This is a genomic window from Brevundimonas sp. BH3 (assembly GCF_045345115.1).
Taxonomy (GTDB): Bacteria; Pseudomonadota; Alphaproteobacteria; order Caulobacterales; family Caulobacteraceae; genus Brevundimonas.
Window position 1 is genome coordinate 679050 of sequence record NZ_CP150796.1, and the last position, 20370, is coordinate 699419.

Annotated in this window: 18 protein-coding genes; 13 read left to right on the forward strand and 5 right to left on the reverse strand. The window is 61.0% G+C overall.

Going from position 1 to position 20370, the window contains the following annotated elements; translation table 11 throughout:
* The first annotated feature begins 35 nt into the window (after window positions 1-35).
* From WEU32_RS03260 to WEU32_RS03280, 5 genes are all read left to right on the forward strand, one after another.
* Window positions 36-1343: an amino acid permease gene (locus tag WEU32_RS03260; RefSeq protein ID WP_406852848.1), complete on the forward strand. Its 1308-nt coding sequence runs from the start codon at window positions 36-38 to the stop codon at window positions 1341-1343.
* A gap of 97 nt (window positions 1344-1440) precedes the next feature.
* Window positions 1441-2601, forward strand: a complete 1161-nt coding sequence (carA, locus tag WEU32_RS03265; protein ID WP_406852849.1) for a glutamine-hydrolyzing carbamoyl-phosphate synthase small subunit — start codon at window positions 1441-1443, stop codon at window positions 2599-2601.
* Window positions 2602-3579, forward strand: a complete 978-nt coding sequence (locus tag WEU32_RS03270) for a hypothetical protein (protein WP_406852850.1) — start codon at window positions 2602-2604, stop codon at window positions 3577-3579. It begins immediately after the preceding gene.
* A 98-nt stretch (window positions 3580-3677) separates the two neighbouring features.
* A complete protein-coding gene (locus WEU32_RS03275; RefSeq protein ID WP_312135139.1) occupies window positions 3678-4457 on the forward strand; it encodes an enoyl-CoA hydratase-related protein in 780 nt (259 codons plus the stop codon).
* Window positions 4458-4461: 4 nt separating this feature from the next.
* Window positions 4462-5184: an SDR family NAD(P)-dependent oxidoreductase gene (locus WEU32_RS03280; protein WP_406852851.1), complete on the forward strand. Its 723-nt coding sequence runs from the start codon at window positions 4462-4464 to the stop codon at window positions 5182-5184.
* A gap of 7 nt (window positions 5185-5191) precedes the next feature.
* Here WEU32_RS03280 and WEU32_RS03285 read toward each other — a convergent pair whose 3' ends face one another.
* Window positions 5192-6235: a CaiB/BaiF CoA transferase family protein gene (locus WEU32_RS03285; RefSeq protein ID WP_406852852.1), complete on the reverse strand. Its 1044-nt coding sequence runs from the start codon at window positions 6233-6235 to the stop codon at window positions 5192-5194.
* 207 nt (window positions 6236-6442) lie between these two features.
* Here WEU32_RS03285 and WEU32_RS03290 point away from each other — a divergent pair, with 207 nt between their 5' ends.
* From WEU32_RS03290 to WEU32_RS03310, 5 genes are all read left to right on the forward strand, one after another.
* Window positions 6443-7615 (forward strand): acetyl-CoA C-acetyltransferase, encoded by a 1173-nt coding sequence (locus WEU32_RS03290; protein WP_406852853.1) that lies wholly within the window; start codon window positions 6443-6445, stop codon window positions 7613-7615.
* A 27-nt stretch (window positions 7616-7642) separates the two neighbouring features.
* Window positions 7643-8422, forward strand: a complete 780-nt coding sequence (locus tag WEU32_RS03295; protein WP_312135147.1) for an SDR family NAD(P)-dependent oxidoreductase — start codon at window positions 7643-7645, stop codon at window positions 8420-8422.
* Window positions 8423-8611: 189 nt separating this feature from the next.
* A complete protein-coding gene (locus WEU32_RS03300; RefSeq protein WP_406852854.1) occupies window positions 8612-10663 on the forward strand; it encodes a 3-hydroxyacyl-CoA dehydrogenase NAD-binding domain-containing protein in 2052 nt (683 codons plus the stop codon).
* Window positions 10664-10690: 27 nt separating this feature from the next.
* Window positions 10691-11941, forward strand: a complete 1251-nt coding sequence (locus tag WEU32_RS03305; protein ID WP_406852855.1) for an acetyl-CoA C-acetyltransferase — start codon at window positions 10691-10693, stop codon at window positions 11939-11941.
* A gap of 162 nt (window positions 11942-12103) precedes the next feature.
* Complete coding sequence (locus tag WEU32_RS03310) at window positions 12104-13705, forward strand: fatty acid--CoA ligase (RefSeq protein WP_406852856.1); 1602 nt, start codon at window positions 12104-12106, stop codon at window positions 13703-13705.
* Window positions 13706-13777: 72 nt separating this feature from the next.
* Here WEU32_RS03310 and WEU32_RS03315 read toward each other — a convergent pair whose 3' ends face one another.
* The 3 genes from WEU32_RS03315 to WEU32_RS03325 form a co-directional block, all read right to left on the reverse strand.
* Window positions 13778-14146, reverse strand: a complete 369-nt coding sequence (locus tag WEU32_RS03315) for a hypothetical protein (protein ID WP_406852857.1) — start codon at window positions 14144-14146, stop codon at window positions 13778-13780.
* Window positions 14143-14778, reverse strand: coding sequence for a hypothetical protein (locus tag WEU32_RS03320; protein WP_312135157.1), 636 nt, complete (start codon window positions 14776-14778; stop codon window positions 14143-14145). Before WEU32_RS03320 ends, WEU32_RS03315 begins: the two co-directional genes overlap by 4 nt.
* Before the next feature lie 127 nt (window positions 14779-14905).
* Complete coding sequence (locus WEU32_RS03325; RefSeq protein ID WP_312135159.1) at window positions 14906-15166, reverse strand: hypothetical protein; 261 nt, start codon at window positions 15164-15166, stop codon at window positions 14906-14908.
* A 205-nt stretch (window positions 15167-15371) separates the two neighbouring features.
* Here WEU32_RS03325 and dnaG point away from each other — a divergent pair, with 205 nt between their 5' ends.
* From dnaG to WEU32_RS03340, 3 genes are all read left to right on the forward strand, one after another.
* Window positions 15372-17255 carry a DNA primase gene (gene dnaG / locus WEU32_RS03330; RefSeq protein WP_406852858.1) on the forward strand — a complete coding sequence of 628 codons (1884 nt, stop codon included), beginning with the start codon at window positions 15372-15374 and terminating at the stop codon, window positions 17253-17255.
* A 75-nt stretch (window positions 17256-17330) separates the two neighbouring features.
* Window positions 17331-19256 carry an RNA polymerase sigma factor RpoD gene (gene rpoD / locus WEU32_RS03335; protein ID WP_312815488.1) on the forward strand — a complete coding sequence of 642 codons (1926 nt, stop codon included), beginning with the start codon at window positions 17331-17333 and terminating at the stop codon, window positions 19254-19256.
* Window positions 19257-19328: 72 nt separating this feature from the next.
* On the forward strand, window positions 19329-19964 hold the full coding sequence (locus WEU32_RS03340) for an HAD-IA family hydrolase (RefSeq protein ID WP_312135165.1): 636 nt from the start codon (window positions 19329-19331) through the stop codon (window positions 19962-19964).
* 44 nt (window positions 19965-20008) lie between these two features.
* Here WEU32_RS03340 and WEU32_RS03345 read toward each other — a convergent pair whose 3' ends face one another.
* A complete protein-coding gene (locus WEU32_RS03345; protein WP_406852859.1) occupies window positions 20009-20365 on the reverse strand; it encodes a DUF1428 domain-containing protein in 357 nt (118 codons plus the stop codon).
* Window positions 20366-20370: the final 5 nt, after the last annotated feature.

The window sequence follows — 20370 nt, forward strand, 5'->3', positions numbered from 1 at the left end:
CGACGGCAGCGTAATTTAGCGCTATGGCGGTGCTTATGAGCCAGATCGACATCATTTCCACAGATAACCGCCGCCTCGGATGGGGCGTGGCCGCACTGGTTGTGGCGGGCAATATGATCGGGTCGGGAGTTTACCTCCTGCCTGTGACGCTGGCCCCGACGGGCAGTTCCAGCCTGATCGGCTGGATCATATGCGGCATTGGTGCGGTGACGCTGGCTCTGGTGTTTGGCGGTCTGGGGCGGTTGATGCCGACCGCAGACGGCCTGTCGGATTTTGCCGCGCAGGGGCTGGGCCGTTTTCTGGGCTATCAGGCAGGGCTGTTTTACTGGGGCGCGTGTCTGGTGGGCAATGTGGCCGTGGCGGTGGCGGCCATCGGTTATCTGGCCTTCTTCTTTCCGGTCCTGAAGGAGCCTCTGTGGGGGGCGCTAGCCAATCTGGCCCTGTTGTGGATGACGACGGCCATCTATGCGCTGGGCACACGTTCGGCGGCGCGTTTCGGGGCCATCAGTCTGGTGGTCGGTCTGGTGCCGATTGTGCTGGCGATTATTGCCGGTGCCATTGCCTTTGACGGCCAGACCTTTGTGAATAGCTGGAGCCCACAGGACCTGCCCCTGTGGCAGTCGGTGCCGGCATCGTTGGCCATCATCTTCTGGGCGTTTCTGGGGGTCGAAAGCGCGGCGGTACTGTCGTCACGGGTCAAGGACCCTGCGCGCGATGTCGGTCGTGCCTCGGTCGCAGGAGTTCTGCTGGCCTTTGTGGTCTATGTCGCGGCCTGTGTGGCGGTGTTCGGGGTTATTCCGGCTGGGGTACTGGCGGAATCGACCAGCCCGTTTGCCGATCTGGTGGCGCGGGTGATGGGGGCGTCTGTGGCTGGACTTGTCGCGGCCTGCGCTGTGGTCAAGACGACGGGTACTATCGTTGGCTGGACCATGACCGGCGGCGAGACGGCGCGTGCCGCAGCCGAGCAGGGTTGGCTGCCGCGTCTGTTTGGCGGCAAGGAGACGGGGCGCACGCCTTTGACCAATCCGCTGATGATGGGTGTGATTATGAGCGCTCTTCTGCTGGTCAGTGTTCAGCCCAGCCTTGGCAAACAGTTTGAAATGCTGATCGGGGTGACGTCTGTTCTGACTCTGTGCCTTTATGCCGTGTGTTCATTGTCATTGCTGCGCCGCGCCAAGAGCATGACCCACAAGGTGCTGGGCGTGTTTGGTCTGGTGTTCTCGGCCTTTGCCGTGGTGGCGGCTGCGGGGGGTTATGTGGCACCGAGTGTTCTGTTTTTTGTCGTAACGACGATTGCCTGGTTCTGGGTGCGTGATCGCAAGTCGGCCTCAGTGGCGACCTAATACGCGATTAAGACAGAAGGCGGGTTGACCCGACCCGCCAGACTACTTAGTGACCCCGCCGTTTACCTGCTGTTTTCCCCCCTTAGGAGCCTGTGCCATGACGTCGAAGATTTTGTCCGGTGCAACGGGTGTTCTGGTATTGGCAGACGGCACGGTCCTGTCGGGACTGGGGGCCGGTGCGACCGGCTCGGCTCTGGGCGAGGTGGTCTTTAACACCGCCATGACCGGCTATCAGGAAATCCTGACCGACCCTTCCTATATGAGCCAGATCCTGGCCTTCACCTTCCCGCACGTTGGCAATGTTGGCGTGAACAGCGAAGATGTGGAGCAGATGGCCGATGTGGCCGGTAAGGCGGCTGTGGGCGCGGTGTTCCGCGACCTGCCGACCGATCCAGCCAACTGGCGCTCGGGCGGTGATTTCGATGCGTGGCTGAAGTCGCGCAACACGGTGGCGCTGGCTGGTGTGGATACCCGCGCCCTGACGCAACTGATCCGTGACAAGGGCGCACCGCACGCGGTCATCGCCCATGATCCGGAAGGCAATTTCGATCTGGACGCTCTGGTCGCCAAGGCCAAGGCATGGACCGGTTTGGTCGGTCTGGACCTCGCGAAGGAAGCCACCACCCTGCAAGCCTTTGAATGGAACGAGGGCGTGTGGGAATGGCCGGCCGGCTATCCCAAGGTGGAAGCCAGCGACAAACATGTCGTGGTCATAGACTATGGCGTAAAGCGCAACATCCTGCGCGCGCTGGCCTCGACCGGCTGCAAGATCACGGTGGTTCCGGCCACGACCTCGGCTGAAGATGTTCTGGCCCGTAATCCGGACGGTATCGTCCTGTCTAACGGCCCCGGCGATCCGGCGGCAACCGGCGTCTATGCGGTGCCCGAGATTCAAAAACTGGTCGCCAGCGGCAAGCCGATCATGGGCATCTGCCTTGGTCACCAGATGCTGGCCATTGCTCTGGGTGCCAAGACCATCAAGATGGATCAGGGCCACCACGGCGCGAACCATCCGGTCAAGGACCTGACGACAGGCAAGGTCGAGATCGTGTCCATGAACCACGGCTTTGCCGTGGATCAGGCCAGCCTGCCGGACGGTGTGGTGGAAACCCATGTCAGCCTGTTTGACGGCACCAACTGCGGCATTGCGCTGACGGGCAAGCCGGTGTTCTCTGTCCAGCATCACCCGGAGGCATCTCCGGGACCGACGGATAGCCTTTATCTCTTCAACCGTTTTGCGGATTCAATGCGAGGCTAAATGGCATCTTCAGCGGTTAAGTCGGTCTATCTGGATTGGCTATCTGCTGCGCTGGCGAAGGTGAGGGGGGCATCCTCGACTGTCACAGCGGGCCATCAGGATCTGGTTCTGGGCTATGCGACCGGTTACGACGCCGCCGATATTGCCATCTTTGTCCGGTCCCTGCGTTCTCATTACAGCGGACCTGTCGCCCTTGTGGTGGACAAGAATGCAGACCTGCGGGCCTTTCTGGCCGAGCATGGGGTCGAAGCACTGGATGCGCCCTGCGCGCAGGGCGTAGCCAGCGGCAAATCCTGGTCGCCCCATCCGGTTGTGTCGCGCTTTGCAGGCTTTGATATCCTGTTGAACGAACGTCCGTGGGTGCGAAACGCGCTGCTGACGGATGTACGGGATGTGGTGTTTCAGGGTGACCCCTTCGTGCCCGAAGTGGCCGGCCTGGAATTCTACGCTGAATGCGATGCGCCGTTGAAGGCGCACGACTTCAATATGAAATATTTGCGCGCGGTGGCGGGCGATTGTTTTGCCGAGTCTATGGCGGAACAGCCCTGTATCTGTGTGGGTACGGTTATGGGGCCACGCGAGGCTCTGTCGCGCTTCTGCCGGTTGATCCTGATGTTGGGGGCTATTCCGCGCTCGGAGATTGGCGGGGCGTTCGGAGCCGATCAGGCGTCGTGCAATCTGGCGGTGCATCTGGGCCTGATCGAGGGACAGGTATTCGCCAATCACAGCCGCGTCGCGACACTGGGAATGGTTGCGGGCGACAGGCTGGCCTTCGTTGACGGCGTGATCTGTAATCCTGACGGTTCGGCCAGTCCGGTGGTGCACCAGTATGATCGCCATCCCGAGCTGATGGCGGCCATGTGGCAGCGCTGGGCTGCGGATATGGAGCGGCGGGAGCGATGCCGCCCGCGCACCCTCGGTGAGCGTTTTGATCGTGTTCGGCAGTCGGTACGCCGCCGGACGGTAGAACTGCGCTAATTTAATTAGCTGAACAATTATATTGACGGTACGGGCTTGCCTGTGCGGCAATGGCGTCAGAAATGACGGCATGATTGTCGCGTGTGGGGAGGTTTTATGTGGCTCTGATCGATCTGGAATGGAATGGCGATGTCGCCATTGTGCGACTGAATGATCCGCAGACCCTGAATGCGGTCTCGATTGCTATGATGGATGAACTGGTGGCGGTTCTGGATCAGGTCGAGGCGCGGGCGCGGGCCATGATCCTGACGGGTGCGGGCAAGGGGTTTTGTTCGGGGGCCAATCTGGCCAGTGGCGGTCTGGAAGGTATAGGCACGGCAGACTATGACGCCGGTTCGGGGCTGGAAAATCCGATCAATCCGTTGATCAAGCGCCTGACGGGTTTGTCGGTGCCTTGGATCGCGGCGGTGAACGGGGCCGCAGCCGGTATCGGGGCCAGTTTTGCCCTGATGGCCGACATGGTTGTGGCGTCCGAGAAAGCCTATTTCATGCAGGCCTTTGCCAAGGTGGGTCTGGTGCCGGATGGCGGCTCGACGCATCTGTTGGTGCGCACGATTGGCCGTGTGCGGGCCATGGAAATGATGCTGCTGGCGGGCAGGCTTCCGGCGGCCAAGGCGCTGGAATGGGGGCTGGTCAACCGTGTGGTGGCCGAGGACGTGCTGCTGGACGAGGCCCTCGCACTGGCCAGCCAGTTGAGCGTCGGCGCGGCCAGCCTTGGCGAGATCCGTAAACTGGCCTGGACGGCGGTGAACGGCACGTTTGAGAACAGTCTTCAGGCAGAGCGCGAGGCTCAGTACCGCGTGGGCCAGACCAAGGACCATGTCGAGGGGGTGATGGCCTTTCTGGAGAAGCGTCCGGCCACCTTTACGGGAGTCTGAAACCATGAGCGTCAGCTTTGACTATAGCGGCAAGGTGGTGCTGGTGACCGGCGGCACACAGGGGATCGGTTTGGGTATTGCCGAGGGCTTTGCCCGTGCGGGGGCCACGGTCCACATCACCGGCACGAGAGCCTCGGCTGCGGACTATGACGGTGACCTGTCGGGCTTTGTCTATCATCGCGTGCGGATGGATGACGAGGCCGAGCGGGCGGCTCTGGTAGCGGCTGTGGGGACGCTGGATGTGCTGGTCAATAATGCCGGTGGCATGCGCGAGGACGAATATACGATCGAGGGCTTCCGCACCCTGATTGATCTGAACCTGAATGCGGTGGCGGACCTGTGTTTCCGTTTCCATGATGCACTGGCGGCTTCTAGGGGTGCGATTGTGAATGTGGCCTCGGTCAGTGCGCTGGTGACGCTGAAGGATACGCCTGCTTATACGGCGTCCAAGTCAGGTCTGATGGGGCTGACGCGGGCCTTGGCGGACCAGTGGGCGAAGGACGGCATTCGTGTGAATGCGGTTTCGCCCGGTTTTATCGCTACCAAGCTGATTGCCGGTGTGGCCGAGAACGAGGAGCGCCGCAAAAAAACCGAGCGGGCCATTCCGGCACGGCGTCTGGGGCAACCGGAAGATGTGGCGCAGGTGGCCATGTTCCTGGCCGCCCCCGAGGCCAGCTATATTGTCGGTCAGGGTATTGTGACCGATGGCGGGCTGACCCTGCGTTAAATGCGGGTCAGGCTTTGGGCGGGACCGGTGTCGCGCACGGGGTGGCCGAATAGCGCGGCGCGGGGGCCGGTTGATCCACGCCGCCCACGGTGATGAAGGTGTTGCGGTCGCGGTTATGGGGCGCGGCCAAGGCCTCGTTCATGCTCAGGACCGGTGTGACGCAGGCGTCCTGTCCGTCGAAAATGGCGGCCCATGCGTCGCGGGTTTTGGTGCGGATACGCATCGCCAGAGCGGCCTTTTGAGCGGGCCAGTTTTGAATATCCATCTGGAAGGCAAACAGCGGATCGTCCGACAGGCCAAGGCCGTTCAGCATCAGGGCATAGAATTGGGGTTCGATGGCCCCGACGGCGATGTGTTTGCCGTCGGCTGTCTCGTAGACATCATAGAAGGGGGCGGCAGTGTCGAGGATGTTGCTGCCGCGTTCGTCCTGCCAGAAGCCGCTGGCGCGAAAACCCCACATCATGGCGGTCAGCAAGGCCGAGCCGTCGGTCATGGCGCAGTCGATGACCTGACCCGCAGTGCCGTTTTTGACGGCCAGAAGGGCGCTGACCATGCCGAAAGCCAGCATCATGCCACCGCCGCCGAAATCACCGACCAGATTGAGCGGCGGCACAGGGGCTTCGCCCTTGCGACCGATCATGTGCAGGGCACCCGAGGCGGCAATATAGTTGATGTCGTGACCGGCGCGGGCGGCATAGAAGCCGTCCTGCCCCCAGCCCGTCATGCGCCCGTAAACCAGTTGCGGATTGTCGGCCAGCAGCACATCTGGGCCGAGGCCGAGGCGCTCCATTACGCCGGGGCGGAAGCCTTCGATCAGGCCGTCCGAAGTTTTGACCAGATCACGCAGGGCCGCTTGCCCGTCCGGTGATTTTAGATCGAGAAAGCGGATGGTGCGTGACCGCAAAAGGGGATCGCGGCTTTCGATATGGGCACCGGGGCGGTCGATGCGGATGACCTCTGCACCATGGTCGGCCAGCATCATGGCCGCAAAGGGCGCAGGCCCAAGGCCGGCGATCTCGATAATGCGAAGACCCTTGAGGGGACCGGACATGAGAGGCTCCATAGTGTCGAGGGGCGAGAAAGCGGGTTCGATTGTCTTGATAGCAGTGTGATCTGTGGCTGACGATGTGCCGTGATAGCGCAAAAATCAATTGAGCAATTAAAATCAGCTTGCCATATCCAACGAGCGCATCTTAAAAACTCACTAAGCAATTAGTTATTTGCGCCCGCTTTGGGCGTGATGGCGGGGAGCAGGGTGATGGGCGAGGCCTTTATCGTATCGGCAGTGCGGACGGCGGGGGCGCGCAAAGGCGGGCGTCTGCGCGAATGGCATCCGGCGGATCTGGCGGCATCGGTTCTGGATGAACTGGTGGTGCGCTCCGGTATTGATCCGGTGCTGATCGAAGACGTCATCATGGGTTGTGTCAGCCAGGGCGGCGAGCAGTCCAACTCGGTGGGGCGCAATGCGGTGCTGGCCTCCAAACTGCCCGAGAGCGTTCCGGCTGTGACCATCGACCGTCAGTGCGGCTCGTCGCAACAGGCCCTGCATTTTGCCGCTCAGGCCGTGATGGCAGGCACCATGGATATGGTGATGGCCGCAGGCGTCGAGAGCATGACACGCGTGCCGATGGGATCGCCCACGGTGCTGTCGCTGAAGGCGGGCTTGGGTGGCTCGACCTCGCCGGGGATGGAGGCGCGTTATCCGGGCGTGGTGTGGAGCCAGTTCAATGCGGCGCAGGCCATTGCCGACAAGCATGTTTTCACGCGCGAGCAGATGGACCGTTTTGCGCTGGAGAGCCACCAGAAGGCGGCCCGTGCCATTGAGGCCGGTGTGTTCAAGGCCGAAATTCTGGCGCTGAACGGCGTAGATAAAGAGGGCAATCCCGTCGTCCACGACGCCGACGAGGGCGTACGCGCCACGGCGACCTATGAAGGGATTGCAGGCTTGCAGCCGCTGATGGAAGGCGGGGCGATTACGGCCGGTAATGCCAGCCAGATGTGCGATGGCGCGGCCGGTCTGCTGGTCGTCAACGAGCGTGGCCTGAAGCAACTGGGCGTGCAACCTCTGGCGCGTGTGCACCAGATGACGGTTTATGGCGAAGACCCCGTCATCATGCTGGAAGCGCCGCTGAACGCCACCAAGCTGGCCCTGAAGCGGGCGGGGCTGAGCATCGACGATATCGATCTTTACGAGGTCAACGAGGCCTTTGCTTCCATCCCGATGGCATGGGTGAAGGCGCTGGATGCGGACCCTGCCAAGCTGAACGTTCATGGCGGCGCGATTGCGCTGGGCCATCCGCTGGGCGGAACAGGGGCCAAGCTGATGACCACCCTGATCCATGCCCTGCGTTCGCAAGGCAAGAAATACGGGCTTCAGACCATGTGCGAAGGCGGCGGTCTGGCCAATGTCACCATTATCGAGGCGCTGTAAGGCGCACGACTAGAGCGAGGAAAGACTATGAAGTTTCAAGGACAAGCCGCGATCGTAACCGGCGCTGCCAGCGGTCTGGGTGCCGCAACCGCCCGTGCGCTGGCTGCACAGGGTGTGAAGGTCGCCATCTTCGATCTGAACGAAGAAGCCGGTGAAGCTATCGCCAGCGAAATCGGCGGCGTTTACTGCAAGGTCAACGTCACCGACGATGCCTCGGTCGAGGCCGGTTTTGAAAAGGCGCGCGGTGCCCACGGCCAAGAGCGCATCTTCATCAACTGTGCCGGTATCGGCAATGCCTATAAGACCGCATGGCGCGACCGCGAGACGGGCGAGCACAAGCATTTCCCGCTCGACGATTTCAACCGCATCATCCAGGTCAATCTGGTCGGCACCTATCGTTGCGTGGCCAAGGCCGCCCAAGGCATGCTGTCGCTGGACGTGATGGAAGACGGCGAGCGCGGCGTGATCATCAACACCGCATCGGTTGCCGCTGAAGACGGCCAGATGGGCCAAGCGGCCTATACGGCGTCGAAGGCGGCCATCGTGGGTCTGACCCTGCCGATCGCGCGTGACCTGATGAGCGAGGCTATCCGCGTCAATACCATCCTGCCGGGTATCTTCAGCACCCCGCTGATGAACGCAGCCCCCGAGCATGTGAAGGCCGCGCTGGCCGCCAGCGTTCCGCATCCGAAGCGTCTGGGCAACCCGGAAGAGTATGCTTCGCTGGCGCTGGAGATGGTGCGCAACCCGTACTTCAACGGCGAAGATGTGCGCATCGACGGCGCCATCCGTATGGCTCCTCGCTAAGGGGGCGCTGTCTGCCCCAGTGGCAGCGCAAAAAAGGGATGGAGGGGAGTAGGTAGGCTACCCCTCCAGCCCGCCTTTTTTACCGTTTCAAGCTGGATGGCGCCTGTGATGGCGACGCGCTGAAAACGGATCTGGATTTTGAACACGGTGGCCGCGAGTGCCACATCGAACAAGCAGGGAGTGAGGGCCATGAGCGCAATCGGTTCAACCGAGGTCATCGGACAGGTCGGTATTCTGACCATCGACAGCCCGCCGGTGAATGCACTGGGTCATGCTGTGCGGGTGGCCCTGCATGAAGGGTTGGCCGAACTGCTGGCCGATGACCGCGTGAAGGGGATTGTGCTGACCTGTGCCGGTCGCACCTTCTTTGCCGGTGCAGACATCACCGAACTGGGCAAGCCGTTCAAGGAACCGAACCTTGATGTGGTGTTCGAACAGCTGGAGAACCGTGAAAAGCCGGTCGTGGCCGCCATCTTTGGTACCGCTCTGGGTGGCGGTTTCGAGGTGGCTCTGGCCTGTCATCGCCGTATTGCTGTGCCGTCGGCCAAGGTGGGCCTGCCGGAAGTTCTTCTGGGCGTGTTGCCGGGTGCCGGTGGCACCCAGCGTCTGCCGCGTCTGGTGGGCGTAGAGGCCGCGCTGGACATCATCACCACCGGTAAGCCGGTAGGTGCCAAGAAGGCGCATGATCTGGGTCTGGTCGACAAGCTGGCCGAGGAAGGCAAGCTGCTGGAACAGGCGATTGCCTATTGTGAAGAGCTGATTGTCGAGAACGCTGCCGCCCCGCTGTGGCGGGTGCGCGATCTGCAGGACAAGGTCGAGTTGTCGCGCGGCAAGCCGGAAATCTATGCGGACTTCCTCAAGAAGAATGCGCGTGCCTTCCGTGGTTTCAAGGCTCCCTTCAACATCGTCAAAACCATCGAGGCGGCTGCCGAGCTGTCGTTTGACGAGGGTATGAAGCGCGAGTGGGAGCTGTTCGAGGAACTGGTTTCCTCGACCGAAAGCGCGGCCCAACGTTACTTCTTCTTTGCCGAGCGTTCGACGGCCAAGGTGCCGGGCATAGGCAAGGATGTGGAAAAGATGCCGATCAAGTCGGTGGGCGTTCTGGGCGCGGGCACCATGGGTGGCGGCATCACCATGAACTTCCTCAATGCGGGGATTCCGGTGACGTTGGTGGAAACCAATCAGGCGGCGCTGGATCGCGGCGTGGGTGTGATCCGCAAGAACTACGAGAACACCGCCGCCAAGGGCCGCATGACCAGCGAGCAGGTCGAGCAGCGTATGGCGCTGATCACCCCGTCGCTGTCCAAGAACGATCTTGGCGAGACCGACCTGATCATCGAGGCCGTGTTCGAGGAACTGGGGCTGAAGAAGGAAATCTTTGGCGAACTGGACCAGATCGCCAAGAAGGGTGCCATTCTGGCGTCGAATACCAGCTTCCTTGATCTGGATGCGATTGCCGCCGCCACCCGCCGTCCCGAGGACGTGGTGGGTCTGCACTTCTTCTCGCCCGCCAATGTGATGCGCTTGCTGGAAGTGGTGCGCGGGGCCAAGACCCGTCCGGAAGTGGTCGCCACGGCCATGAACCTTGGCAAGATCATCGGCAAGGTGCCGGTGCTGTCGGGTGTATGCCACGGCTTTATCGCCAACCGCGTAATGGCCGAGCGCGGCTATGCTGCCGACCAGCTGGTGCTGGAAGGCCCGACGCCGCAGCAGATCGACAAGGCGCTTTATGACTATGGCTTTGCCATGGGTCCGTTCGCGATGATCGATCTGGTGGGTCTGGATGTGATCGGTCGCGGCTCGAACGAGCGCACGCTTTATTCCGATCTCGTGGCGCTGGACCGTCTGGGCCAGAAGAAGAATGGCGGCTTCTATGACTATGACGAGAAGCGCAATGCGACGCCCAGCCCGGTCGCGGCCAAGGTCATTGCGGACCTTGCTGCCTTCAAGGGCGTAACCGCGAAGGGCGAGACGTCCGACGAGCAGATCGTGGCGGCCTTGCTGTATCCGGTGGTCAACGAGGCGGCCAAGGTGCTGGAAGAGGGCATTGCGCTGCGTGCCAGCGACATCGATGTGGCCTGTATCCTTGGCTACAACTGGCCGGTCTATACGGGCGGCCCGATGTTCTGGGCCGATACGGTGGGTCTGACCAAGATCGTGGATGGTCTGAAGGCCATGGGCATCGAACCCGCCAAGCTGCTGCTTGAGAAGGCCGAGAGCGGCGCAAGCTTTACCCGCTAAGTTTCAAAGATTTAAGGGAGTATCATCATGGGCGAGGCCCTTATCATTGACGCCGTTCGCACCCCGCGCGGCATTGGCAAGCCGGGCAAGGGCGCACTGTCGCACCTGCACCCGACCCATCTTGGCGCAACGGTCCTGAAGGCTATTGCAGAGCGCAACAAGCTGGACACCAAGACCGTGGACGATGTGATCATCTCCACCTCGGTGCAGCGCGGCAAGCAGGGCGGCGATCTGGGCCGTATGGCGGCGCTGTCGGCCGGTTTTGATGTCACCACCTCGGGTGTGACGCTGGATCGTTTCTGTGGCGGCGGCATTACGGCGGTAACGCTGGCGACGGCAGCTGTGGCTTCGGGCCATGAGCAATGCGTGATCGCAGGCGGCGTCGAGATGATGTCGTATCATGCGCAACTGGCTGCCGAAGACGCCAAAAACGGCACCGCGCCGGCGCTGATGGGCGCAGGCTATGAAGAGTTGGACAAGCTGCACCCGCAATCGCACCAGGGTGTGTGCGGCGACGCGATTGCCGCCATTGAAGGCATCACCCGCGAGGAGCTGGACGCACTGGCTCTGGTTAGCCAGCAGCGTGCGGATCGCGCCATCAAGGAAGGCCGCTTCGACAAGTCGCTGGTGCCGGTATTGAACCCTGACGGTTCGGTGGCGCTGGACCGCGAGGAGTTCCCGCGCCCGTCGACAACCGCTGAAGGTCTGGCCGCGCTGAAAGGCAGCTTTGCCGGTCTGGCCGAATGGGATCAGGGCAATGGCGTGACCTTTGCCAGCCAGATCAAGCGTCGCTATCCGGACGTGAAGATTGAGGCAGTTCACCATGCTGGTAACTCTTCGGGTGTGGTGGACGGTGCGGCGGCGGTGCTGATCGCGTCGCCTGAATATGCTGCCAAGCACGGCCTGAAGGCTCGTGGTCGCGTGGTCGCTTATGCCAATATCGGTGACGACCCCACCTTGATGCTGAACGCACCGGTTCCGGCAGCCAAGAAGGTGCTGGAAAAGGCGGGTCTGACGATTGCCGACATCGACGTCTGGGAAATCAACGAGGCATTCTCGGTTGTGGCCGAGAAGTTCATCCGCGACCTCGGTCTGGATCGTGAAAAGGTCAATATCAACGGTGGTTCGATGGCGCTGGGCCACCCGATCGGTGCGACCGGCTCCATGCTGATCGGTACGGCTCTGGACGAACTGGAACGCTCCGGCGGTCGTTATGGCCTGATCACCATGTGCGCCGCTGGCGGCATGGCCCCTGCCATCATTATCGAGCGCGTCTGAGGGGTTAGGCTGTCTCGATAATGCAAGGCCCGCTGCGGGAAATCGCAGCGGGCCTTTTTATTTGCTCTGCAGTGAATGGATAACGGGAGTTGCTAAAATAATTTAATTAAGCAGTTAATGGCGATGAGGCTCCGAAGAGAGCTGCAACCGGGAGGGGTGCCCATGGGGCAAGTGGATCATGTCATGGCCGATATCGATTATGATGCCATGTCGACGCTGGGGGATATTCCTCGCTATTACGGACGGATGCGGCCCGACAGGATGGCCAGCGTCTATGAAGGGCGCGAGACAAGCTGGGCGGAGTTGGACAGGCGTTCCAACCGTGTCGCCAATGCCCTGATCGCGGCGGGGGTCCAAAAGGGCGAGAGGATCGCTTTTGCGGGCAAGGGCAGCGACGAGTTCTTCGAGCTGTATTTCGGGGCGGCCAAGATAGGGGCGGTCATGGTGCCGACGATCTGGCGGCTGGCCCCGCCCGAGATTGCCCATATTGCTAAGGACAGCGAGGTGCGTTTGCTGTTTGTCGCGCCGGACCAGTTCGAGCGGTTGGAGACGTTCGGCGCGCTGTTGCCGCAGGTGCGGATGGTGACGCTGGAAGACGGGGCGGCGGGCTATGAGCGGTTTGCCGACTGGCGCGACGGGGCGGCCGATAGCGATCCCATGGTGGATGTGAAACCGTCGGAAGTTTGTTTGCAGCTCTACACATCGGGCACGACAGGTCTGCCCAAAGGCGTGATGCTCAACCATTTCAACATATTGGGCAGTCGCGAAATCCCCGATCAGGAGGATATGGACTGGGCGCGCTGGGAGGCCGACGATATCAATCTGGTCGCTATGCCGCTGGGTCATGTCGGCGGGGTCGGGGCCGCGACCATGGGCTATTTGAACGGGGTGCGAAACATCATCCAGCCCGAATTCGTGCCCGACAAGGTTCTGGAGGCACTGGCCGCAGGGGTAAACCGTCTGTTTGTGGTGCCGACAGCGCTGCACATGCTGTTGCTGCATCCGCGTGTGCGCGAAGTGGATTACAGCCGCTTGCGCTATATCTTGTACGGGGCATCGCCGATTGCGCTGGAACTGTTGAAAGAGGCGACAGAGGTCTTCGGCTGCGGTTTTTGCCAGCAGTACGGGGCCACCGAAACCAGCGGCACGATTGCCTATCTGCCGCCGCAGGACCACGATCCGCAGGGCAATAAGCGAATGCGCGGGGCGGGCAAGCCCATGCCGGGTATCAAGTTGCGTATTGTCGATGGCGAACGCCGTGTCGTGCCGGTGGGGACTGTGGGCGAGATTCAGGTCCTGTCGGGCAGCACCATGGTTGGATATTGGAAGCGCGAGGCTGCAACAGCCGAGGCAGTGGATACGGATGGCTGGTTCTCGACCGGAGATGCCGGTTATCTGGACGAGGATGGCTATCTGTATATTGCAGACCGCTTTACCGACATGATCTGTTCGGGGGCGGAAAACATCTATCCGAACGAGGTCGAGAACGCGATCTTTGGCCATCCCGCGGTGCTGGAGGTGGCGGTGATCGGTGTGCCGGACGAGAAATGGGGCGAGACGGTCAAGGCTGTGGTGGTCTTGAAGCCCGAGGCCGTGGCGAGCGAGGACGATATCATCGCCCATGCCCGTGAACGGATCGGCGGGTTTAAACTGCCCAAGTCGGTGGATTTCATCGCCGCCCTGCCACGCAATGCGACGGGTAAGGTCCTGCGCCGTACCCTGCGTGAGCCGTATTGGGGTGATCGCGAGCGCAAGGTGAACTGAAACAGGCATACGCAAAGGCCCGCTGCGGGAGATGGCAGCGGGCCTTTTAATATTCAGGCGTCTCTGTGCAGCTTAGTCTTCGGCGACGAAGGGGCCGTAGAAGCGCGGATATTCGCGGTTCAGCGTGTCGCATTCTTCGATGAGTTTGGGGAAGTTTGCGCTTTCGCGGCCTTCTGCATAATGCTCTTCGAGGTAGGTCATCATGTTCATGGCACCCTGTTCCTGAGCGTCGTTGAGCGCGCTTTTGCTGATGCCCTGGTTTTCGCCGCGCTCAATCACACTCATGCCGAAAGGGCCAAGAACATCCCAGTTGATCGTGGTGTGCTCGATCGCCTCGCAGGCCTGCCCGAGAGTGGCCTTGCTGGTGAGCAGACGAAGCTCGTCAAGGACTTCGTTCGGGGATTGGAGCAGGCTGAGCGAGGCGATAAGCGTAAGGATCATGCCGGAGCGAGCCCTTTGGTCAGGGTTTGATAGATGTGATCCACATAACGGCGTTTCAGATCCTGTGTCACCTCTTGCACGCCAAAGACATGATCGAGGGTGGCACGGCCAAAGAACAGGTAGTCGCAGGCCCCAACCAGATGGAAATAGAACATCAAAGGATCGGTCTCGAGGAACAGGCCCTGTGCGTGGCCTTCCTTGAGGATGGCGGTCTGGGTGTCGACCAGAGGGCGGGCGAATTCCTCGGCGATGATCTTGCCGTATTCCTGACCGGCCTCGGTCATCAGATAGTGCATCAGCCGGTTGACATACGGGTATTTGAAATAGGTGTTCACCACACCATTGATGTGGATGCGCAGCTTTTCATTGGGGGCCATCGGCGCGTGGATCAGCGGCTCCAGTTCTGCCATGCGCGGGCCCAGCACCTTGCGCAGCAGTTCGACCAGCAAACCGTTCTTGGAGCCGAAATAGTATTTCACCAGTGCCGAGTTCAGGCTCGAGCGTTCGGCAATCTCGGCCAGCGAGATGTCGATGGTGCGCTGTTCGGTCATCAGGGCGCCGGTGGCGTCCAGTAGCTGGTCGCGCGCCGAGGGTGTATCGGCGTCCATATTCTTGCGCGAGGGACGGGCCAAGCCTTGCTCCTGTTACCGCATACCGGCGTCGGAACCGAAGGGGTCGGTCCGCAAACGACGAATCGTTAAGCGGTATTTCTACCGCAAAACAGGGCCGGAAACTAATCGCGCAACTAAGAAGATGTCTTTAGGGTAAGGGCAGGGCCTGCGGGCGCATCTGGTTGGCCTTGATGACAGCGGCAAAGGCGGCACCGATCCAGTAGTGGGCGTCGTCTATCCGGTGTTCGCTCAGGCGCTGTAGGCCGCGCTGGCGACGCAGGGCGGCGTTTGACAGCAGGCGGGCATGAAGCGCACGCGGGGTCAGGTTGACGGTAGCGGGGGAACCGGGGACGGCAACGGCATCGGGGCCGACCGGAACCACCGCAGCGGGGGCGATGGCAAAAGACATAGAACGCTCGCTTACAATGATCCACAAGGCTTGTGGATAAGTCTGGGTAAAGAACAATGTCGTTCAGATTCAGGCGCTTGGTATCGCAAAGATGCCGCAGGTCTTACCGAAAGCTTAACAGGATTGGCGGGCGGGGCCTGTGCAATTGAGGTCGCTAAATCGCGCAGGTTTGCCTAAGATCAGGAACTGTTTCCCGAGGTAAAACGTGCGGTTTGACGAACGCTTCATTGAAGAGCTGAAAGCACGGCTTCGCCCGTCCGATGTGATTGGACGCTCGGTGAAGCTGAAGCGTCAGGGCCGCGAGTTCGTCGGGCTCAGCCCGTTTGCCAAGGAAAAATCGCCCAGCTTCTTTGTGAATGACGACAAGGGCTTCTTTCACGATTTCTCTTCCGGCAAGCATGGCGACATCATCAGCTTCCTTCAGGAAACCGAGCGTCTGAGCTTTGTCGAGGCAGTGTCGCGGCTGGCTGCCGAGGCGGGTATGCAGTTGCCAGCCGAAGACCCGCAGGCCGCCGAGCGCGAGCAAAAGCGCGCGGGCCTGTCCGACTGGATGGATCTGGCGCAAAAATGGTTTGCGGCCAATCTGCGTCGCCAGACGGGGAAGAATACCCGCGAATATCTGGAACGGCGCGGGCTGCCTGAAGACCAGTGGGAGCGCTTCGGTCTGGGCTATGCGCCCAATGACCGCGAAGGGCTGAAAAACGCTTTGATCCAGCGCGGGGCCAAGCCCGGCGAGCTGGTCGAGGCGGGTTTGCTGATTTCGCCGGAAGGCGGCGGCCAGCCCTATGACCGTTTCCGCGACCGGCTGATGTTCCCCATCCATGATGCGCGTGGACGGATCGTATCGTTTGGCGGACGGGCGATGAACCCCGATGACCGCGCCAAATATCTGAACGGTCCGGAAAGCCCGCTGTTTCACAAGGGGGCGACGCTTTACGGTCTGCCAGAGGCGCGGCGTATTCTGGGGGCGGAAAAACGCGGCGAGCAGGGGATTATCGTCGTCGAAGGCTATATGGATGTGATCGCCTGTCATCGGGCGGGGCTTCCGGCGGTGGCCCCGATGGGTACGGCCCTGACCGAAGAACAGATGGAGCGTCTGTGGCGGGTATCTGCCGAGCCGGTGCTGAGCTTTGATGGTGATGCGCCGGGATTGCGGGCGGCGTACCGCGCCATCGAGCGGGCCTTGCCGTTGTTGAAGCCGGGGCGTTCGTTCCGCTTTGCCCTATTGGAAGGCGGGCAGGACCCTGACGATATCTTGCGCGACAAGGGCGCGCCGGCCCTGCGTCAGGCCATGGCCCAGACGCGCACCTTTTCGGCAGTCTTGTTCCAGCGCGAGGTCGAGGCCGAGCCGCTGGATACGCCCGAGCGCAAGGCGGGGCTCAAGGGGCGTCTGCGGGCCGCGGCCAATGCGGTAACGGACAAGGATCTGGCCGAGCAATATCGCCGCGACCTGTTCGAGCGTTTCGATGGCCTGTTCCCGCGCCCGTCGAATGCACCGCAAGGGGCATCCGGCGGTTATGGCGACCGTGCGGGTGGACGCTGGAAAGGCCGCAATGTCTTGCTGGGCCAGACGGTCGAGGGGCAGAGGGCCATGCATGCCTTGTCGCGCGCGATCGAGCCTGTGGCGGCGGCGCTGGTGCATGGGGTGATCGAGGACCCCGAGCGCCTGGATGACCATATGGAGGCGATTGCCCGCTATGGTTTCGGCGATCCGGCCCTGTCTGATCTGGCAAAAGAACTGGTACGACTACGTTTCTCGGGTCGGAGCCTTGACTCTGCGGCCTTGCGCCGCCATCTGGCAGGTTCGGGTTACGATGTCTTGATGCATGAGGTCGAGAAGGCGGCGGCAAAGTCCGGCGCGCCATTCCTGGCTGCAGACAAGCCCCTCGGCGAGACACGCAACCTTTGGTCGCAGGCGTTTGATGTCCTGACCCGCGCAGCGGCGTTGGACGAAGCGTTAGCGTCAGCAAAATCGGAGGCCCATAAGGTCTTCGATGCCTCGGCTTTCGCATTGGTGAAGGCCGAGCGCGATGCGCTGCGACGAGCTATCAAAACGGGAACGATTTGGAGCGACGATGCTTCTTCTTAGCGAAGAAGTTTCAGCCGTTGTATTTTTACCGCAGGGGTCTGATCACTCCCTGAAGGTGCTGGAGAGAGACTTTAAATGAGCGCGCAGACCGAGACGCAGGAAAACGAGGCCCAATCCGATGGCCCGCTGCTTGATCTGACCGATGCCGGCGTCAAGAAATTCATTAAGCAGGCCAAGACTCGTGGCTATGTCACGATGGAGGAGCTGAACAAGGTTCTGCCGTCCGAAGAAGTCAGCGGTGACGCTATTGAAGACACTCTGGCCATGCTGTCGGAGATGGGCGTCAATGTCGTCGAGGCCGAGGAAGATGCGGCCGAGGCACAGGGCACCGAAGTGGCCAATGCGGCTGAGACGGCTGTCGCCGAGGCTCCGGCCAAGTCGCAATATGACCGCACCGATGACCCGGTGCGTATGTATCTGCGTGAAATGGGTTCGGTCGAACTGCTGAGCCGCGAGGGCGAGATCGCCATCGCCAAGCGGATCGAAGCCGGTCGCGATGCCATGATCTCGGGTCTGTGCGAAAGCGCCCTGACCTTTGAAGCTATCATGGTGTGGCGCGAGGAACTGGCGAACAACCGCATCCTGCTGCGCGATGTGATCGATCTGGACGCCACCTATGGTGTGCTGAACCCATCGTCCCTGCCGCATAATCAGCCCGATCCGTCGCAAGAGCCGGAAGAGAAGCCGGAAGGTGAAGGCGACGACGAGGATGATGACGACTTCGACGATGGCGGCGGCATGTCGATCTCGGCTCTGGAAGCCGAGCTGCGCGACGGCGTTATGGAAGTGCTGGATGCGATTGCCGCTGACTTTGGCAATTTCCGCAAGCTTCAAGACAAGCTGGTCGAGGCGCGCCTGAAGGGCGAGGTTCTGGCCGCCAAGGATCAGAAGGCTTACGAGACCCTGACGACGGCCATTTCGGACCGTCTGAAGACCATGAAGCTGAACAATGCGCGTATCGAGTCGCTGGTCGAGCAGCTCTACGCCATCAACAAGCGTCTGATCGGTCTGGAAGGTCGTCTGCTGCGTCTGGCCGATACCTATGGCATTTCGCGCCCTGAGTTCCTGAAGGCCTATTTTGGTTCGGAGCTTGACCCCAACTGGTCCGAGCAGATCAAGGAAATGGGCGTGCGCTGGACCAAGTTCAGCGAGAACGAAGCTGCCCAGATCGCCAAGATCCGTGGTGACGTGGCCGCTATTGCTGCTGAAGCCGGTCTGCCGATCGATGACTATCGCCGCATTGTGCAGATGGTGCAGAAGGGCGAGCGCGAAGCCCGTCAGGCCAAGAAAGAAATGGTCGAGGCCAACCTGCGTCTGGTTATCTCGATCGCCAAGAAATACACCAATCGTGGCCTGCAGTTCCTGGACCTGATCCAGGAAGGCAATATCGGTCTGATGAAGGCCGTCGATAAGTTCGAATATCGTCGAGGCTATAAGTTCTCGACCTATGCGACCTGGTGGATTCGTCAGGCCATCACCCGCTCGATCGCCGACCAGGCGCGCACCATCCGTATTCCGGTGCACATGATCGAGACGATTAACAAGATCGTGCGCACCCAGCGCCAGATGCTGCATGAAATCGGCCGCGAAGCGACGCCGGAAGAACTGGCCGAACGTCTGGCCATGCCGCTCGAGAAGGTCCGCAAGGTCCTCAAGATCGCCAAGGAGCCGATCTCGCTGGAAACGCCTATCGGTGACGAGGAAGACTCGCACCTCGGCGACTTCATCGAGGACAAGAACGCCATCCTGCCGATCGATGCGGCCATTCAATCGAACCTGCGTGAAACCACCACGCGCGTTCTGGCCTCGCTGACCCCGCGGGAAGAACGTGTTCTGCGTATGCGCTTTGGTATCGGCATGAATACGGACCACACGCTGGAAGAAGTCGGCCAGCAGTTTTCGGTGACGCGCGAGCGTATCCGCCAGATCGAGGCCAAGGCGCTTCGCAAGCTGAAGCACCCGTCGCGTTCGCGTAAACTGCGTTCGTTCCTCGACAGCTAAGACGGATCAGGGCAAAGGCTAGGGGTGGTCCGTGTACGGACCGCTCCTTTTTGGCCCTGTTCAAGGACGCGAATGACGACGCCCAAACTGGTCATCTTTGATTTCGACGGGACGTTGGCAGACACCTATGGATGGTTTCTGTCGATCCTCGACGATGCGATTGCACGGTTCCGCCTCTATAAGCCGGGGCCGGATGAGGTCGAGGCTATGCGTGGCCTGTCGGCCCGTCAGGTGATGACCAGAATGAAGGTCCGCCCGTGGAAACTGCCGGCTATCGTGCGCCATACGCGCCGCGAGAAGCTGAAAGCAGCGGCGACAACCCAGTTGTTCGACGGTATCCCCGAACTGCTGCGTGATTTGCGCGCGGCGGGCATCAAGGTGGTGATCGTTTCCTCCGACACGACGGAATCTGTGCGTCAGGTTCTGGAGCGTGAAGGGATCGAAGTGGACATGCTGAACTGTGGTGCGTCGGTGCATGGCAAGACCAGCAAGTTCAAAAAGGTGCTGAAGGCCATGGGCGTGGATGCGGCCGATGCAGTCAGCGTCGGTGACGAAATCCGCGACATCGATGCGGCCAAGCCGATCAATATGCGGGCCGGTGCCGTGTCATGGGGCTATACGCTGCCCGAAGCCTTGGCCAAGCATAATCCGGCCTATCTGTTTAAGGATGTGGCGGATATGCGCCGCATTCTGTTAGGCCAAGAATAAAGATCAAAGGCGGCTCTTTGCGGAGCCGCCTTTTTCTTTTTTGATCAGGTTGCGCCGTTGTTGAAGACGGTTTCGAAACCGCCCCACATCATGCGTTTGCCATCGAATGGCATGTCCATATCGGCAAAGGCAGGGTCTTTTTCCATCGAGGCCCATGCATTATCGGCGGTGGCCTTGTCGGGCCAGACCAGCCACGAGAAGACGACGACTTCGCCCTCTTCCTGTTTCACGGCCATGGGGAAGCTGGTGACCTTGCCGTCGGGGACATCAACGACCCAGTTCTCGACATGGGCGGTGGCCCCGTAACGCTGGAAATGCGGCCATGCGGCCTCGGCCGAGGCCACATAACGCTCTTTGTTCTCGGACTTAACGGGGGTGAGGAAGCCGGTGACATAACCCATCTTGG

Coding starts and splice junctions, on each gene's coding strand:
- WEU32_RS03270 (WP_406852850.1), top strand. CDS start 2,602: ATGGCATCTTCAGCGGTTAAGTCGGTCTATCTGGATTGGCTATCTGCT.
- WEU32_RS03340 (WP_312135165.1), top strand. CDS start 19,329: ATGACGACGCCCAAACTGGTCATCTTTGATTTCGACGGGACGTTGGCA.
- WEU32_RS03310 (WP_406852856.1), top strand. CDS start 12,104: ATGGGGCAAGTGGATCATGTCATGGCCGATATCGATTATGATGCCATG.
- WEU32_RS03260 (WP_406852848.1), top strand. CDS start 36: ATGAGCCAGATCGACATCATTTCCACAGATAACCGCCGCCTCGGATGG.
- carA (WP_406852849.1), top strand. CDS start 1,441: ATGACGTCGAAGATTTTGTCCGGTGCAACGGGTGTTCTGGTATTGGCA.
- WEU32_RS03325 (WP_312135159.1), bottom strand. CDS start 15,166: ATGTCTTTTGCCATCGCCCCCGCTGCGGTGGTTCCGGTCGGCCCCGAT.
- WEU32_RS03285 (WP_406852852.1), bottom strand. CDS start 6,235: ATGTCCGGTCCCCTCAAGGGTCTTCGCATTATCGAGATCGCCGGCCTT.
- rpoD (WP_312815488.1), top strand. CDS start 17,331: ATGAGCGCGCAGACCGAGACGCAGGAAAACGAGGCCCAATCCGATGGC.
- WEU32_RS03295 (WP_312135147.1), top strand. CDS start 7,643: ATGAAGTTTCAAGGACAAGCCGCGATCGTAACCGGCGCTGCCAGCGGT.
- WEU32_RS03345 (WP_406852859.1), bottom strand. CDS start 20,365: ATGGGTTATGTCACCGGCTTCCTCACCCCCGTTAAGTCCGAGAACAAA.
- WEU32_RS03305 (WP_406852855.1), top strand. CDS start 10,691: ATGGGCGAGGCCCTTATCATTGACGCCGTTCGCACCCCGCGCGGCATT.
- WEU32_RS03290 (WP_406852853.1), top strand. CDS start 6,443: ATGGGCGAGGCCTTTATCGTATCGGCAGTGCGGACGGCGGGGGCGCGC.
- WEU32_RS03280 (WP_406852851.1), top strand. CDS start 4,462: ATGAGCGTCAGCTTTGACTATAGCGGCAAGGTGGTGCTGGTGACCGGC.
- WEU32_RS03315 (WP_406852857.1), bottom strand. CDS start 14,146: ATGATCCTTACGCTTATCGCCTCGCTCAGCCTGCTCCAATCCCCGAAC.
- WEU32_RS03300 (WP_406852854.1), top strand. CDS start 8,612: ATGAGCGCAATCGGTTCAACCGAGGTCATCGGACAGGTCGGTATTCTG.